Raw genomic sequence first — 15,572 nt, forward strand, 5'->3', positions numbered from 1 at the left:
GGCGTTTAGGGTTCCTGCCCGCGTGCATTGCGCCCGCGGTGAAAACCCATTTGACTCTCCATGTTAAGGTGCTTCGTTCCTGCCCGCGTGCATTGCGCCCGCGGTGAAAACTTAGGACCGTAGGTGTACCAAGTCGGTCGGCTGCTCGGTTCCTGCCCGCGTGCATTGCGCCCGCGGTGAAAACACCTGCTCCCTGACCTGCTTCCCGACCTGGTCCGTTCCTGCCCGCGTGCATTGCGCCCGCGGTGAAAACTCTCCTGTGTACTACGTGTTGAGCTTATTTACTGTTCCTGCCCGCGTGCATTGCGCCCGCGGTGAAAACTCAGTCCTTTCTGCCGCATTACGGCGATTGTTGAACGTTCCTGCCCGCGTGCATTGCGCCCGCGGTGAAAACTTCATGCACAGGAGAAAGAAGTGGACGTTTTGTTCCTGCCCGCGTGCATTGCGCCCGCGGTGAAAACTCAGCAACTCCTCGTTGCTACCCCTGCATACCGGGTCTTTTTTTGAGTTCCTGCCCGCGTGCATTGCGCCCGCGGTGAAAACTCCTAGTGTACCGAGTACGCACGCAACCAGTGCAGCAAGTTCCTGCCCGCGTGCATTGCGCCCGCGGTGAAAACGCAAGAAACACACGCCTAGCCGCCATATATTGAGTTCCTGGCCGCGTGCATTGCGCCCGCGGCGCCCGCGTTCGTCGCGCGCGGCGGCTCGGAAGGCAGATGCCGGCCGGCGGACGGGCGTCGGCTCCGGTGTCCGATCTCCGGTCCTGACTGGTGACGCCTGTTCCCTGATTGCGGGGCTTAACTGCCGCTGCTAGTCTCGCTTATCGATCCACGACCGGCGGACGACCGGGACCGGGTGCCTCGGCTCGATGGATTGCGAGGGGGAGCGGGCATGGCCGGGTACCTGCTGCGCATCGAGGGGGTCAACTTCGCCTCGACAATGCTAGATACCACCGACCTCAGCACCGTCCGCGGCGCCAGCTTCCTCTACCTCGAGGCCATCACCCGGATCGACAAGATTCTTCGCGGACGCCCGGAGGTCGGGCGCGTCGAGACCCTAAGCCAGGGCGGTTCGGTCGGCCTGTTCAGCCTCGACCTCGCAGACGGCGCTTCGCCCACTCAGATCCGCGACGCCCTTGAGGCCGAACTTCCCAAGAGTAACAAGCTGTTCAGCCACCTCACCTTCGTCGTCGACCTGGTGAAGATGCGGGAGCCGCCGGCGTTGCCACCAAGCGAGGACGCGGATGAGCAGGCGCGTGCGTTTCTCCATAACCGCGAGCGCGTCATCGCCGCCAACCGTTGGCGGCAGCAGCAGTCGCCGAGTCTGGTCGCGCCGTCACCGCAGTCGATGCCGGGGGGCGACCGCGAGACATCGAAACGCGTCTGCGAGTTCGACCTCGTCCGCCCCGGCAGCATTCGAAGCGAACTGATCAAGGGCAAGCAAAACCGCTGCCTCAGCGACTCGGTCAATGACCGCCGGAGATACGGAATCGATTGCAAGTTCTACTGGTACCAGGAGTTCCTTCGTCGCCCGCTCGACGCAGGCGGTCGGGCTCCGTTCGCCGACTTCGCCAACGACATGGCCGATCTCGCCGATCCCGGAAGCGACGGACCCAACCTCAAGGGCAAGATCGCGGTGTTTTACGCCGACGGCAACGGCTTCGGGCGGATCCAGGACGACCTCATCCGTGGAAAAAACCCCTGGTCCGCTGGCCCGCCCGAGCACCGCCAGCGCGACTGGGACGACCGGCTGCGCCACTATCGCCGCCTGCTGCTGGAGCGCGTCCTGGACACCGTCGCCGGCAGCAAGGCGGGGCTCCAGCAACTAGGGGAGATGACCAAGAAGCCTCTGAAGGAAGAAGTAAAACTACGAAAACCGCCGGGCAAAGCGGACGACAAGCGCCCCAACCTCCGCCTCGAGACGCTCTATGCCGCAGGCGACGAAGGGATGTGGATTGTGCCGGCGTCGCTCGGCTGGACCCTCGCCGCCACTTTCTTCGCCGAGACCCTCGGCCGCGACATCGAGACCGGGCGGCAAGGTCCGCGCCCCGGCTGGACCATCGGCGACCATGTCGATGCCCCGCCGCTGCACCACGCCGCGGGCCTCGTGTTCTGCCACCACGACGCGCCGATCACCCGCATCCAGACCCTGGCGCGGAACCTCGCGGAGATTGCCAAGGCCCACGACCGCAGCCAGAGCCTGCTCTGCTACCAGGTGCTGGAGTCGTTCGACCACATCGGCCGCGACCTCGACGCATTCCGCCGCGAGCGCTGCCCCGCCGGCATCGCGCCGTCGCAGATGATCGTGCCGGGCGAGAAGATGGGGCCGGTGCTCGGGTCCATCGACGCCCTCAAGTCGGGAAAGAAACTGCCGCGGCGTCAGCTCAAGCGCCTCGCGCTGACCCTGCACATGGACGGCGCCGGCGAAAGCGTCAGCGCGCTGGAAAAGACGCTTCGCGACGAGTACCCGCGCGGCGCCGACCTCGCCGCGGACCTCGCGCCGCTGCGGGACTGCTTCGGAGACGGGCAGGCGCTGTGGCTGCACCTCGACGACCTGTGGGATTTCCTGGTCAAGCCCGAGGCCGCGTCCGCGGTCGCGCCCGCGCAGGCGGAGGGCGCAGCGTGATCGCCTATCGCGTCAGGCTGACGGTGCAGGGGCCGATCCTCACCCGCTCGACCGCGATCGGCGCCTACGGCGTCGACGCCCCGGTCGCGCGCGATACCGACGGCCGGCCCTTCATCGCCGGCTCCCACGTCAAGGGCAAGCTGCGCCAGGCGCTGCGCGACCTGGCCAAGGCCGACCGCGCCGCCCGCTGCTTCGCCATGCGGAGTGGTCAAGCCATATCGGGCACGCCGTTCAAGCCGCATCTGAAGGATTGGCTCGGCGGAGAGGATCATGGATCGGGGCAGGCCAGGGCCCGTGTTCAGTTCGCCGACTTCCGCGCCGAAGAGGACGGCGTTGAAGATGCGATGCGTACCCGGATTAAGATCGACGCCGCCAGCGGAACGGCGGAGGACGGCGCCCTGCAGATCATGGAGACACCCTACGCCGCCGGCGCCGCGATCGTGTTCACCGGCCGCATCGTCATCCTGGCGCCGCCACATGAGGCATCGAAGATCGCCGATGCGATCCGCCGCGGGCTGCACTGGATCCCGCAGTTGGGCGGCGAGCGCACCATCGGCTTCGGCCGCCTGCTCGCGGTCGAGATGGCCGAGGAGACGCCGGTCGAGCGACCGTGGCCAACGCCGCCGATGCCGGCGGAGGACGACCGACTCCGCCTGGTGCTTCGCTTCTTCGAGCCGTTCTGCATCGGCGTCGCCCCGCGCGAGGACACGCTCTATACCAGCGACACCGTGGTCCCCGGCGGCGTCATCAAGGGCGCTCTCGCCGCACTTCACAACGCGCTCAATTCGGGGCGACCGTTGCCCGAGTGGTTCGATAGGCTCCGCATCAGCCACCTGCAGCCGGTGGCGCTGGCGCCGAAACCGGCGCGGGAGCCATTTGCCTTCGCCGACCCTGCTGCTCTGATGGCGCGGCTCGACATCCGGCGGCCGCGCGCGATCCCGCTGTCGGTGGCATTCGGGCCGGACGAGCGGCCTGTCGACATGGCGCTGGTTCGTGACCCGTGCCTGATCGGCGATGGGGCGCCGGCGTTCCGGCCGGACTGGAAGGGGCGGCATTGGGCGCAGGCGGTGGAGCTGTTCGGGATCCATGAGCCGCCGCGCCGCCTGCAGCTCCGCACCGAGATCGACGACGACACGCGTGCTTCGAAGACCGAGCGGCTGTTCGCCTATGAGACGGTGATCCCCGACGGCCACCTCTGGGTCGGCGAGCTGGATCTTGCGGACGTCACGCAGGACCGCCGCGGCGAGGTGGTCCCGTGGCTGAGGGCGCTGACCGGCGGGACGATCCCGGGCATCGGCAAGACAGATGCGCTGGCGCAGGTCAGCCTCGGCGGCGAAGGCGACTATGTAAGCAAGGCTAGGGAGGTCGAAGACAAGGCTTTGCGACCTCTCGATGACGGTCTCTACGTTCTGACCCTGCAGACGCCGGCGCTCCTGTGCACGACCGACGACATCAGCGCTGAAAAGAACGGCAGTGCACAGCAGCGGCTCGAAAGGGCGTACGGGCACACCTTCGATCAGATCTCCGGCGGCTCCCTCCGCCTCTACAACTACTTTGCCAAGCAGCGCCTCGCCGGCGGGCCGTTCCTGCTGCATCACTACATGAAAAACGACGACTACAAGCCGTTCCTGCTCACGGAATCGGGCAGTGTGTTCGTGCTGGAAGTGACGGACAAGCGCAAGCGAAACATGGTGACGGATCTCCTGCGGGACTGGCTCCGCCACGGCCTGCCGCTGCCGGCGTCGGTCAAGGAGTGGCATTTTCCCGACCGCGCCGGCGACGACGACGCGAAGCTTTGGGACCGATGTCCCTACATCCGCCAGAACGGCTACGGCGAGGTGGTGATCAACGATCGGATCCATCGCACGCATCGCCTTCCGTCGAGGCATGATGGCGAGAAGAAGGCAGCGTCGCGATGACGGGATCGTTCCGGAGCCGATGGCTGATCGAAGGGACGCTCAAGCTCGAGGCGCCGCTTTCGATCCGCACCGGCGAGGCCATCGAGCGGACCCCGCCGAAGCCCGGTAGCGGAGACGAGACGACGGTGCAGGTGTCGCAGGTCCACCGCGGCGGTCACGGCTGGCCGGTCATCCCCGGCTCCAGCCTCAAGGGCGTGCTGCGGCACTGGATCGTCGAGCGGCTCGGCGACAGGCACAAGGGCGCGATCGAGCAGGTGTTCGGCCACGACCCGCGGCCGATTGCAGGCGACCCGGATCGGAAGTCAGGGCGTGGCGGCAAGGCCGACCTTCACGATGCCGTCGCTTCGGCGCGAGATGACGAGCCGGACGCGTGGCGCCCCCTTTTGCCGCTTCGCAGCTCGACCGCGATCGACCGCCATACCCGCACTGCCGAGCGCCGGAAGCTGTTTCACGCCGAGCAGGTGGCGGCCGGCATCGTATTCAAGGTGACCGTGACGGGGGACAACCTCGACGAGGCGGAGGTCGCGCTCCTCCTTGCAGCCTTCAGCGGCTTCAACGAAGGCGCCGAAGACCTCGCCATCACCCTCGGCGGCAGCGCCGGCAGCGGCAAGGGCCGCGCGACGTGGTGTCTCGACGAGGTGCGGTGCATGAATGCGGGTGACGTCGCCCGCTGGCTTTCGGAGCCGGAGCCGGTGATGTGGCAGCGGTGGATCCGCACTGACGACGACTGTACGGTCGAGGCCGGGGACCTTAAAACCGCCGCCGCCGACCTCCTCGGGCAACGTCAACAGCCGGCGTTCGTCCGGGTCAAGCTGCGACTGAGCTTCGACGGTCCGTTCCTGGTCAACGATCCGTGGCGCGCCGGCGAGGGTGACGGCAGTCCTCAGCCCGACGCCGACGACAGGGGCAAGACGGCGCCGGACATGCGCCCGCGGCTCGATCACGACGGCAGGCCCGTGCTGCCCGGCGAATCGGTGCGGGGCGCTCTCCGCTCCCAGGCCGAGCGCATCCTCCGCACCATCGGCCGCGACGACGGCGATATGCCCGAGATCGACGCTCTGTTCGGCACGACCGGCCGGCGCGGGGCGCTGGAGGTGAACGACTTCCGGGTCGAACACTGCAACGTGGTGCCGCAGCACTTCGTCGCCATCGACCGCTTCACCGGCGGCGCCGCGCCCACAAAGCTCTACATGGCCGAGCCCGCCACCGCTCCGGTGTTCACTGGCGCCCTGACCCTGCGCCTGAGCCCGCGGTCACGCAAGCCGTCGGGAGAGCACAGCGAGCAACCGGAGGACACTCCGGCACCGCCGATGGCTCCGGCGGCGATAGGCCTGATGGCGCTGGTGCTGCGCGACGTCATCGAGGGCGACGTCCAGTTCGGCTGGGGCCGCGCCAAAGGCTACGGCGCCTGCGGGGCCGAGATCGCGGAGTTGAAGGTCAATGGCGCGGCTGCCTGTGAAGCCGTCAAGGACTTGCCTGGCATCGACAAGGCCGATCGTGCCGCCGGGCCGATCGACCGCGACGTCGCCCGGGTGCACTACGGCGAGTTGGTGCAGCACTGCATCAGGAACATGCACAAACGCAAGGGAGGGGCGGATGGCACAGGATGAGTTCTACAACCCCTACCAGTTCATCCCGGTGGGCGAGACGGGCAACCCAGACGCACCGTGGCCGCTTGGAGAAGGGCCGCCGAAGGCGGACGACTTCCGTCAGGCCAGGGAGGCCTTTACCGGCAGCCGGTTCTCCCATGCCAGCTACGCAACCGGGAAGGATATCTGGCACGGCCGCATCATCTGCCGGCTCAGCCTCAAGGACCCGGTCTTCATCGGCGCCGACCGCTACCGCGAGAAGCTTCCCGACGGCAAGGACGAAGACGGCAACGACAAGACGAAAGACGGCTACGCCGTCATCGCGCCATTCATGCTGGGAAGCGAGCCGGCGGTCCCGGCCTCCAGCCTCCGCGGCCTGATCTCCTCCCTCGCAGAGGCCGCCAGCGGCTCCGCGCTCCGCGTCCTCCACAACCGGCGCCCGGTCAGCTACCGGCAGCCGCATCAAAAAGCACTCTCTGCGATAGGCATGATCGTCGAGGATTCTTCCTGCGATAGCGGGTTTGCATTGAAACCGCTGACTTTGCCGTTCGTCGAATACCGGAGTGATGATGGTGGGCGGCAAACAATCTCGTTTCGGGAAAAACAGGAGCTGTGGAGCAAGGCGTTCCGGAATTATGCGAACCTGCGTGTCTATTTGCGCCGTCGGCTCTCCGTCAAGAAACAGACCGACCGGTACCTGATGCAAGCGTTTCGTGGCGACAGCTTTCCGGAAAATGGAGTCGTTGATTGGTCCTTCGATCCGAAGCGTCAAGGCCATTTGCTGCTCGGCCAGTACGCGACCGATGAGTGGCCGGTAGAAGAAAAAGGCTTGTGTAAACAGGAGAGGAATCAGGGTGCATGGCGTTGGCCACAGGTGCGAAGATCAGCAAACATTCCTGATGGCTGGGTTTCTGGATTCGTGCGGGTCCTCTATCACGACAGTCGCAAAATCGAAACGGGTAGGCATTACGAAATTTTCGTACCCGCGCCGGAGGACTTGACTTGTCAGATATCTCTGCCGATCACCACCAAGGCAGTCGCCAATTTCTACGCGCTGGCCGGAGAAAGAGGGCGCACGAACAAGGACGATGCTTCGGTTTATGAGCGACTGCCGTTCACGCCGGTACATTCCAGGGGCGAAATGCAACTCGACCACGATGGTGAGAACGAGATCCGACTTCGCACAGGGCAGCTTGTTTATTTCGATGTAAATGCAGGACGAGATAGCAGTACGGCGGCGCAAAGGGGTGACGAAGAGCCACTGCCGGTGGTCTCCGCCGTTTCGTTCTCGTCGATCTGGCGGGGGCTGGTGATCAAAAATCCCGAGTCCGACAAGTCCGACCCCCACATCGCCGGGACGTGGGACTTCTTTCGCAAGTACAAGCGCGACGGCAAGGAGGGCGAATACCTGCCCTTCAACAGCGATCGAGAGACGATCAGCCCGGCGGAGTGGATGTTCGGGTTCGTCAGCGAGGACGGGGCCGGCGAGCAGGCGGACGAAGAGAAGGCAGCGCAGCATGTGGCCTACGCCGGGCGGGTGCGGATTTCGGCGGCGCGGCTTGCTGAGACGCCCGGCTCGGCCGACGACGTGTTCCTCGGCGGCGACTACACGCCGCAATCACCGCAGGATACCGAACATTCGACGTGTTCTCGCCCCAGGCTCGTCCGCCTCAAGACCCTGGCGGAGCCGAAGCCGCCGAGCCCGGCGATTTACTTCAAGCCGGACGGCAACAAGCCGATCGCCAAGCATGACTTGAACACCGATGACCGGCCCAACGGTCGCAAGGTGTACCTCCACCGCGACCTCAACGGCGGCGACCTACAGCCGTGGAAGACCGAGCACCCGGACGAAAACGAGCGGCTAAAGAACGCGGTGCGGCCGCTGGACCCGCAAGCGTGCCATGAGCACGGTGACTTCTGGTTCCATGTGGACTTCGACAACCTTAGCGAGGCGGAACTGGACCTGCTCTGCTTCGCCTTGCATCCGAGCGACGAGTTCCGGCACAAGCTCGGCATGGGCAAGCCGATCGGCCTCGGCAAGGTGCACATCGAGCCGGTGGCACTCTTCTGCATCGACCGCGCCGCGCGCTACGGCAACGGCGCCGACGTGTTTGCGCAGGCGCGGTATGCCGAAGCTTGGCTTAAGGGGGACCATCTCCCCGACCGCCTGTACTCTAGCGAGGCCGCTGCCGCACAGACGACCCTGAAAAGCTGCGTCGAGCGGGCGAAGAAACATGCCGAGCGCCTTGAGAAGCGGTATCCGGACGCGCACCGGGCCATCATGCTGACCGGCGATCCGGACAAGCTGAAGGCCGGAGTTCCGGTGCATTATCCGCTCCGCCGCGATCAGAACGACCCGGAGCAGGAAACCTTCAAGTGGTTCGTCCAGAACACGAAGACCGACCCCCAGTGCCTCGACCCCATCAAGGCTGATCAGCCCGGCCTGTACCCCTTGAAGCGCAACTGATCGATGACCCCGCCGCCCGCCCGCCTCCATTTCTTCCTCGGCGGAGCGGATCTTGAGATGGAGGCGATTGCCGGTCTCCTCGCCCGTCACGCGCCGGGGCGGTACACCGACAAGGGGCTGGCCTGGGGCGCCGGCATCTCGGACTACGCCGACGAGATCCGGGCGGCGCTCGGGCGCGGCGAGACGCCGGTGCTGGTGGAACTGGCCGACGACCTCCCGTCGGACGCGATCGACCGGGCGCGCACCATCGTCGTCGACCACCACGGGCCGCGGGCGGGCGCCGACAGGCCGTCGTCGCTGGAGCAGGTGTTCCGCCTGCTCGGCCGGCCTCGCCACGAATGGACCCGCGAATACCAGCTGATCGCCGCCAACGACATCGGCCACGTCGCCGCGATGCGGGCGCTGCAGCCGCCGGCCACGGCCGAGGAGATGCGGGAAATCCGCGCACGCGACCGCCGCGCGCAGGGTCTGACCGAAGCCGAAGAACGGGCGGCCGAGGCAGCGGTGGCGGAGCGCGCCGTCACCGGGCGCCTCACCGCCGTCACCGTCCCCGGCAACCGCGCGTCCGCCGTCGCCGACCGCATGGAGCCGCTCCTGGGCGGGCCCGGCTTCGACGCGCTCATGGTGGCGATGGCGGACGAGATGGCGGTGTTCGCCGACGGCGACACCATCCGCTGGCTCTCCGAACGGGTGCCGGGAAGCTGGTCCGGGGGCGCCCTGCCGGGGCGCGGCTTCTGGGGCGCGCACCTGCCGCCGGGCCCGGAGCGCGACCGCCTGATCGCCGGGCTCCGAGCCCGCCTCGCCGACTGATTCCGGTCGTCCCGACGGCGACCCGACGCCGTCAGGACGGGCGAGTGTCCGTAAGCGCCCGCTCGATCGCTTCCCGGATGAACCGCTGATACGGCACGCCCCGCGCTCTCGCCCTCTCCTTCACCGCCGCAAGCAGGGGCGCCGGCAGCCGCATGTTGACGCGGGCCGACTTCGGCTCGAACTCGAAGGCGGCCGGCTTGAACCCGGACAGGTCGTACCGGCTGAGATCCGCGTTCTCCACGAAGCGTTCCGCCTCGTCATCGCTGGCGAAGCGGGGAAGAGGCTTAAGCGGCTCAAGCTTGGTCTCGTCGCTCATAGTGCTCCACCTCCTTCCGATGCATGTGGCGGGCGCTGATCGGGCGGATCCAGGTCTCGTCGTCCGTTCGCCGCAGGGTGAACGCCACCAAGATCCAGCGCCCGGCGTCGGTCGCGCCGATGGCGAGAAAGCGCTCCTCGTCGACGGAGTGCCGCGGGTCGGGATAGACGGCGGGTTGGCCGCGGAGCAGCCCTTCCGACCTCTGCCTGCGCGACGCCGTGCTTGCCGCACTTCGGCCAATTGCCGTCGTCCCATTGCACTCCCGCCACCGGAACACGCATGCCATGAGCGTGCGCAATGTATGTACAGATGTCAACGCATCATGACTGCACCTGAAAGGACCCGGTTTTCACCGCGGGCGCAATGGGCGCGGTAGGTTACATGAGCGGCATCGTGCCGCTCGCTATGGCAACAAAGACGGAGAAGGGCATGATCGAGCCACTCTACGTTGAGGCCGGGCTGTTGCTTATGCTTGCACTTCTGAAGGTTTGGCAAGCGATGTAGCGGTCATGGCAGGTCCCGGCGGCCAAAGCGGCTACCGGGACCAAATTCCCAGTACTGCAGCCGGCTTTGGCCGGAAAAGCAACAGGTTTGTCCCCGGAGACCAATCGTAAAGTCATGAAATCGCTGATTTTGTGGCAAGACCGCGGCAAGGAATGTATTCATATGTATGCAAATGTCAGCATGCTGTGGTGGTGGCCGGTCTGGCCGCGCAAGAGAACATAGCAAGTACATAGACGTCGCGGAAGCTCGGATCAAGCCCGCAGCGCCGCCGCCGCTGCTCTGGATCGCCACGCCCCCTCGCGGGGGCTCGCGATGACGATCTCATCGCAACGCCGAGCTTCTGATCCCTGATGCCTGACATCTGTCATCTGGACCGCCGCGGGCGCAAGGCACGCGGGCAGTAACAAATTGCACATGTGCCAAAGGAGGAAGACATGTCTTCATATATAGTTTTCACCGCGGGCGCAATGCACGCGGGCAGTAACTCACCATTGAACGAACTGCGCTGCTCAAGGGTTTTCACCGCGGGCGCAATGCATGCGGGCAGTAACTTACCAACGAAGCGGTCTTCTTCACGAAGCCGAATGAGTTTTCACCGCGGGCGCAATGCATGCGGGCAGTAACAACTGTATTGAACAACAGCCTGATATTACATTCTTCTTTGAAGTAGTTTTCACCGCGGGCGCAATGCATGCGGGCAGTAACAGCGCAACGAGTGCGCCTCGTACGAGGCATACGTTTTCACCGCGGGCGCAATGCATGCGGGCAGTAACGACCTAGTTACGCTCATCCAAACACTAGAACGTTTTCACCGCGGGCGCAATGCATGCGGGCAGTAACGGGCGAACAGCGACAGCTCCTCGACAAGGACGAGGTAAGTTTTCACCGCGGGCGCAATGCATGCGGGCAGTAACTCACGTACACGGCTTAACAATGGAGGTGACTATGGGTTTTCACCGCGGGCGCAATGCACGCGGGCAGTAACAGTCATGCAAAAGAAACAGACACACCGGCTACAGTTGTTTTCACCGCGGGCGCAATGCACGCGGGCAGTAACAGGAACGCAACCTAGCTAGTATGGGAGATTACTAATGTGTTTTCACCGCGGGCGCAATGCACGCGGGCAGTAACTTGCGCGATTTGGACGTCGAACCGTTTGTGTTTTCACCGCGGGCGCAATGCACGCGGGCAGTAACGATGCATCAACTTTTAGGGGTAGTACAGTGGATCAGAATGTTTTCACCGCGGGCGCAATGCACGCGGGCAGTAACATGACGACACAATCGATCACGTCCATTACCGATGGTTTCACCGCGGGCGCAATGCACGCGGGCAGTAACCCCCCGTTCCTTCCATACAAGACTACGGCCCCGTCAGTTTTCACCGCGGGCGCAATGCACGCGGGCAGTAACTTGAAGAGGTACGACGAATTTCAATCGGATTTCCCGGGGTAGTTTTCACCGCGGGCGCAATGCACGCGGGCAGTAACGCTGTTCTGCAAAGACGCTGTGCTCGCGCTGTGTTTTCACCGCGGGCGCAATGCACGCGGGCAGTAACGTACCTATACAGCACTGGTGTGACCGGCAGGTTTTCACCGCGGGCGCAATGCACGCGGGCAGTAACCAACTTTCCAGGAGGCGACAATGGGTCGAAGTGTTTTCACCGCGGGCGCAATGCACGCGGGCAGTAACTTACCCCCTTGCAGGCCCCTGCGCAAGCCGTAATTTTCGGGGCGGTTTCCACGGATAAAGCCCTCCAAGCGTTGCGTCACGCGAGAAAACCCGATACTATAAAAAATATCGCGTTATCACAAGCGTTTATGATATCCACGGATGATTGGGCAATCGCCTTCCCTGTTCGCCAGCGTCTGCAGCGCCCACACCCTGACCATGGGGTGGGCGAAGGTGAGGGCCAACAAGGGCGGGCCGGGCGGCGACGGCGAGACGTTGTGGGACTTTCGCGCCCAGGCCGGACCACGCATCGAGCGCCTCGCGCGGGAGCTGATGGGCGGGGACTACCGGCCGGGACCGCTCCGGGCGGTGGACGTGCCGAAGCGGAGCGGCGGCACCCGCACGCTCTCGATCCCCTGCGTCGTCGACCGGGTGGCGCAGACGGCGGCGGCGATGGTGCTGGGCCCGGTGCTGGAGCCGGAGTTCGAGGACTCCAGCTTCGCCTACCGCCCGGGGCGGTCGGTGGAGCGGGCGGTGGCGCGGGTCTCGGCGCTCTACCGCGACGGCTACCGCTACGTGGTCGACGGCGACATCCGCGCCTACTTCGACAGCATCCCGCACGCGCCGCTGGTCGCGCGCCTGGAAGCGATCGTCGACGATGAACGCCTGATCGACCTGATCGAGCTGTGGCTGGAGGGCTTCGACGAGGACGGCGTCGGCATCCCCCAGGGCTCGCCGATCTCGCCGCTGCTCGCCAACCTCTACCTGGACGCGGTCGACGAACGGATCGAGAGGCGGGGCGTGCGGCTGGTGCGCTATGCCGACGATTTCGTGTTGTTGTGCCGGAGCGAGAGCCGCGCCGCGGGGGCGCTGGAGCGGATGGCGGCGCTGCTCGCCGAGCACGGCCTGGAGCTGCACCCGGAGAAGACCCGCATCGTCCGCTTCGAGAACGGGTTCACCTTCCTCGGCCGGCTGTTCGTGCGCTCGCTGGTGGTCAAGACCGATCCCGACGAGGCGGCGCCGGAAGTTGCCGCAAGCGAGCCGGATCCGCCGTGGAACGACGCCGCAGTGGCGGAGGAGCGGCCGCCGGGGGACGTCGTGCCGTTTCCGATGCCGGCAGCGGCGGCGAACGCCGGCGTGGCGGAGCCGGAGGAGCCGCCGGAGCCGGTGGTGACGATCCCCAGGGAGGTCAGCGGTTCTGCGGCGGTCGCATCGGCCGCGCACGCGCCTGCGGAACCCCCAGCGGAGCCGCCGCCGGCCGACCTGCGCGCGGAGCTTGGCGCCGCGCCGCACGGCCGCTTCGCGCCGATCCTGGCGCCGCTCTACGTGATGGAGAGCGGCCGGAGGATCGATCTCAGGAACGAGGCGCTCGTTGTGCTGGAGGGCGAGGTCGAGTTGCTGGCGCTGCCGCCGGGCCGGGTCGACCGCATCGAGGTCGGGCCCTACGTCGAGATCGCGCAAGCCGCGATCCGCCAAGCGATGGCGTGGCGGATTCCGGTGGCGATGGTGGACGGGCACGGCGAGGCGATCGGCAGCATCGAGCCGAAGCTCGTCCGCCGTGCCGGGCTGCACCTGGCACAGGCCGGGTGCGTGCTCGATCCCGCGCGGAGGCTTGCGCTGGCGCGGATCCTGGTCGAAGGGCGGCTGCGCAGCCAGCAGAAGAAACTCAAGAAGCTCAACCAGGACGCGCACGTGGAGCGGGTGGAGGACGCCGCAGAGGAAATATTCCGGCTGTCGCGGCGGGCGGCGCACGGCGACGGCGTCGACCAAGTGATGGGCTTCGAGGGGGCGGCGACGCGGCGCTACTGGCCGGCCCTCGGGGCGCTTCTCAAGCACGGCTGGCGGCTCGGCAAGCGCACCCGCCGGCCGCCGGCCGACGCCGTCAACGCGGTGATCTCGTGGTTGTCGGCGATGCTGACCCGCGACGTCCACGCGCTGGTGCTGCGCCGCGGCCTCCACCCCGGATTCGCGGCGCTGCACGGCTCCTACGACGGCCACGACGGCGCCCTCTACGACGTGGTCGAGGAGTTCCGGGCGCCGCTGGCGGAGGGTCCGGCGGTGGGAATGTTCAACCGGCGCCGGCTGCGCGAGGAGCACTTCTACGTCGATGGCGAGGGCCGCGTGCGGATCAACCGGCAGGGGCGGACGGTGGTGATCCGGGCTTACGAGGCGGGGCTCGACCGGGAGATCAAGAGCCAGTGGCGGGACGGCCGGACCACGTGGCGAGGCGTGATGGAGGAGCAGGTCGACGCCTACGCCCGCCACATGCTGGGCGAGGAAACGTATCGCCCTTACGATCTCGACTACTGACCGGGCGGGACGACCTAAGAGGGAGGACGAGGAATGCCGGTTGCGCGTCCGGTGCGCGTGTTCGCTTACGACATCACCGCCGACCGGGTGCGGGACAAGGTGGCGGCGGTGCTGGAGGCGGTGGCGGTGCGGATCCAGCTTTCGGTGTTCGAGGGGCGGATGAGCGATGCCGAGGTGGCGGCGGTGATGCGTGAGCTGGAGCCGCTGTTCGAGCCGGGGGACAAGCTCCGCGTCTACACGCTCTCGGACCGGATGCTGGACGCCTGCCGGCGGATCGGCGGGGCGCCGCTGCCGGAGCCGCACGACTTCTGGCTGTTGTGAGCGCGCGGGAGCAGCCGCAGCGCGGGATCTTCGCGCCGCACCCGGGGCTCCGAGCGCGGCTCGATGATCCGCCGGTGACGCTCGATTTCGATGCGCTGGCGATGCACTGGCGGCGGACGTTCCTGGTATTCGTCTGCGCCCGGCCGGAGGCTCTGGAGGAGGGTCCGTGGCTGGCGGCGGCCTTGCGCGGCGCCTGGGGCCGGCAGCTTCTGGCGATGGCGGCGCACGAGCATCAGGGGGCGCGGCATCGCCGGCGGGCGGATCCGTTCGGCCGGGCGTCGGCGCTGGAGGTATTCTTCCGGGAACACGCGCACCTCACCCCGCGCCTGGCGGTGCCGAAGCCGTTCGTCATCGCCATCGAAAGCGACGCCGGCGCGGTGCGGATCACGCTGACCCTGTTCGGCGTCGCCGGGTTCTGGCGCCGGGACGCGCGGGACGCGATGATGGCGGCCCTGGCGGCCGGGCTGCCGCTTCGCGGGGACGGGCGACTGCGCCGGCGGTACGACCTGACGGATGTGTACTGGGGACGAAGCGAAAGCGTGTCGGTGCCGGAGCCGGCGCGGCAGGTGCTGCTGCGGTTGCGCACGCCACTCTGTCTCAGGGCGAGCGGCGCGATTGAGAACAACCTCGACGACCTGGGGATGTCGCTGGTCAACCGCCTGAGCGGCCTTGCGCGCTGGCAGGGGGTGCGGATCGACACCGACTGGGGCGGATGGCGGGAGCGCTCGAAACGCGTCCGCGCGACACTCGACCACGCCGGGTTCCATGCCGGCCGGCGGCACTCCTCGGCCCAGCCCGGGCGCGAGATCCCACATGTGGGACTCACCGGGACGATCCGCCTCGAGGGCCCGCTCGGCCCGTTCATGCCGCTCCTCGCCTTGGGCGAAACGGCGCATGCGGGCGCCCGAGCCGCCTTCGGCTTCGGCGCCTACGAATTGCTGGTGTATTGAGACGGTGGAGCGGCTGCACAACCCTTAACACTCAACCCGCTTCGTGCTACTCAACTTTTCTGAGAGGCACCAAGGGTAGCGGAGGCAAGGT

9 protein-coding genes, 1 pseudogene and 2 CRISPR repeat arrays (1 of these 12 only partly in view) are annotated in these 15,572 nt (G+C 66.6%); of the genes and pseudogenes, 8 read left to right on the top strand and 2 right to left on the bottom strand.

All coding sequences use genetic code 11. The features are described 5' to 3' along the window. Positions 1-686: a CRISPR direct-repeat array (repeat unit 36 nt; unit sequence GTTCCTGCCCGCGTGCATTGCGCCCGCGGTGAAAAC) (it extends 209 nt beyond the left edge of the window). 205 nt (positions 687-891) lie between these two features. From IPM60_01875 to IPM60_01895, 5 genes are read left to right on the top strand one after another with little or no spacing between them, the layout of a single operon-like run. Next, entirely contained in the window at positions 892-2,625 is a 1,734-nt protein-coding gene (locus tag IPM60_01875; protein MBK8906684.1) for a hypothetical protein, read from the top strand. Continuing rightward, complete coding sequence (locus IPM60_01880) at positions 2,622-4,544, top strand: hypothetical protein (GenBank protein ID MBK8906685.1); 1,923 nt, start codon at positions 2,622-2,624, stop codon at positions 4,542-4,544. The genes IPM60_01875 and IPM60_01880 overlap by 4 nt, the downstream gene beginning before the upstream one ends. Then, positions 4,541-6,154 (top strand): hypothetical protein, encoded by a 1,614-nt coding sequence (locus tag IPM60_01885; protein MBK8906686.1) that lies wholly within the window; start codon positions 4,541-4,543, stop codon positions 6,152-6,154. The genes IPM60_01880 and IPM60_01885 overlap by 4 nt, the downstream gene beginning before the upstream one ends. Continuing rightward, positions 6,141-8,600 carry a TIGR03986 family CRISPR-associated RAMP protein gene (locus tag IPM60_01890; protein MBK8906687.1) on the top strand — a complete coding sequence of 820 codons (2,460 nt, stop codon included), beginning with the start codon at positions 6,141-6,143 and terminating at the stop codon, positions 8,598-8,600. Before IPM60_01885 ends, IPM60_01890 begins: the two co-directional genes overlap by 14 nt. Before the next feature lie 3 nt (positions 8,601-8,603). Then, positions 8,604-9,410 carry a hypothetical protein gene (locus tag IPM60_01895; protein ID MBK8906688.1) on the top strand — a complete coding sequence of 269 codons (807 nt, stop codon included), beginning with the start codon at positions 8,604-8,606 and terminating at the stop codon, positions 9,408-9,410. Between the two features lie 31 nt (positions 9,411-9,441). Here IPM60_01895 and IPM60_01900 read toward each other — a convergent pair whose 3' ends face one another. Then, positions 9,442-9,726 (bottom strand): BrnA antitoxin family protein, encoded by a 285-nt coding sequence (locus IPM60_01900; GenBank protein ID MBK8906689.1) that lies wholly within the window; start codon positions 9,724-9,726, stop codon positions 9,442-9,444. Continuing rightward, positions 9,704-10,007 (bottom strand): annotated as a pseudogene (locus tag IPM60_01905) (BrnT family toxin). The gene IPM60_01900 and the pseudogene IPM60_01905 overlap by 23 nt, the downstream one beginning before the upstream one ends. 592 nt (positions 10,008-10,599) lie before the next feature. Next, positions 10,600-11,921: direct repeats of the CRISPR family, unit length 36 nt; unit sequence GTTTTCACCGCGGGCGCAATGCACGCGGGCAGTAAC. A gap of 141 nt (positions 11,922-12,062) precedes the next feature. Between IPM60_01905 and cas1 the strand changes: the two are divergent. From cas1 to cas6, 3 genes are all read left to right on the top strand, one after another. Then, positions 12,063-14,210: a CRISPR-associated endonuclease Cas1 gene (gene cas1 / locus IPM60_01910; protein MBK8906690.1), complete on the top strand. Its 2,148-nt coding sequence runs from the start codon at positions 12,063-12,065 to the stop codon at positions 14,208-14,210. A 33-nt stretch (positions 14,211-14,243) separates the two neighbouring features. Continuing rightward, the gene (gene cas2 / locus IPM60_01915; GenBank protein MBK8906691.1) at positions 14,244-14,531 is read left to right on the top strand and encodes a CRISPR-associated endonuclease Cas2; all 288 of its coding nucleotides are present in this window, start codon (positions 14,244-14,246) and stop codon (positions 14,529-14,531) included. Positions 14,532-14,605: 74 nt separating this feature from the next. Further along, on the top strand, positions 14,606-15,481 hold the full coding sequence (gene cas6 / locus IPM60_01920; protein MBK8906692.1) for a CRISPR system precrRNA processing endoribonuclease RAMP protein Cas6: 876 nt from the start codon (positions 14,606-14,608) through the stop codon (positions 15,479-15,481). Positions 15,482-15,572: the final 91 nt, after the last annotated feature.

It is taken from the genome of Rhodospirillales bacterium (assembly GCA_016710335.1).
GTDB lineage: Bacteria > Pseudomonadota > Alphaproteobacteria > Rhodospirillales > Defluviicoccaceae > JADJXQ01.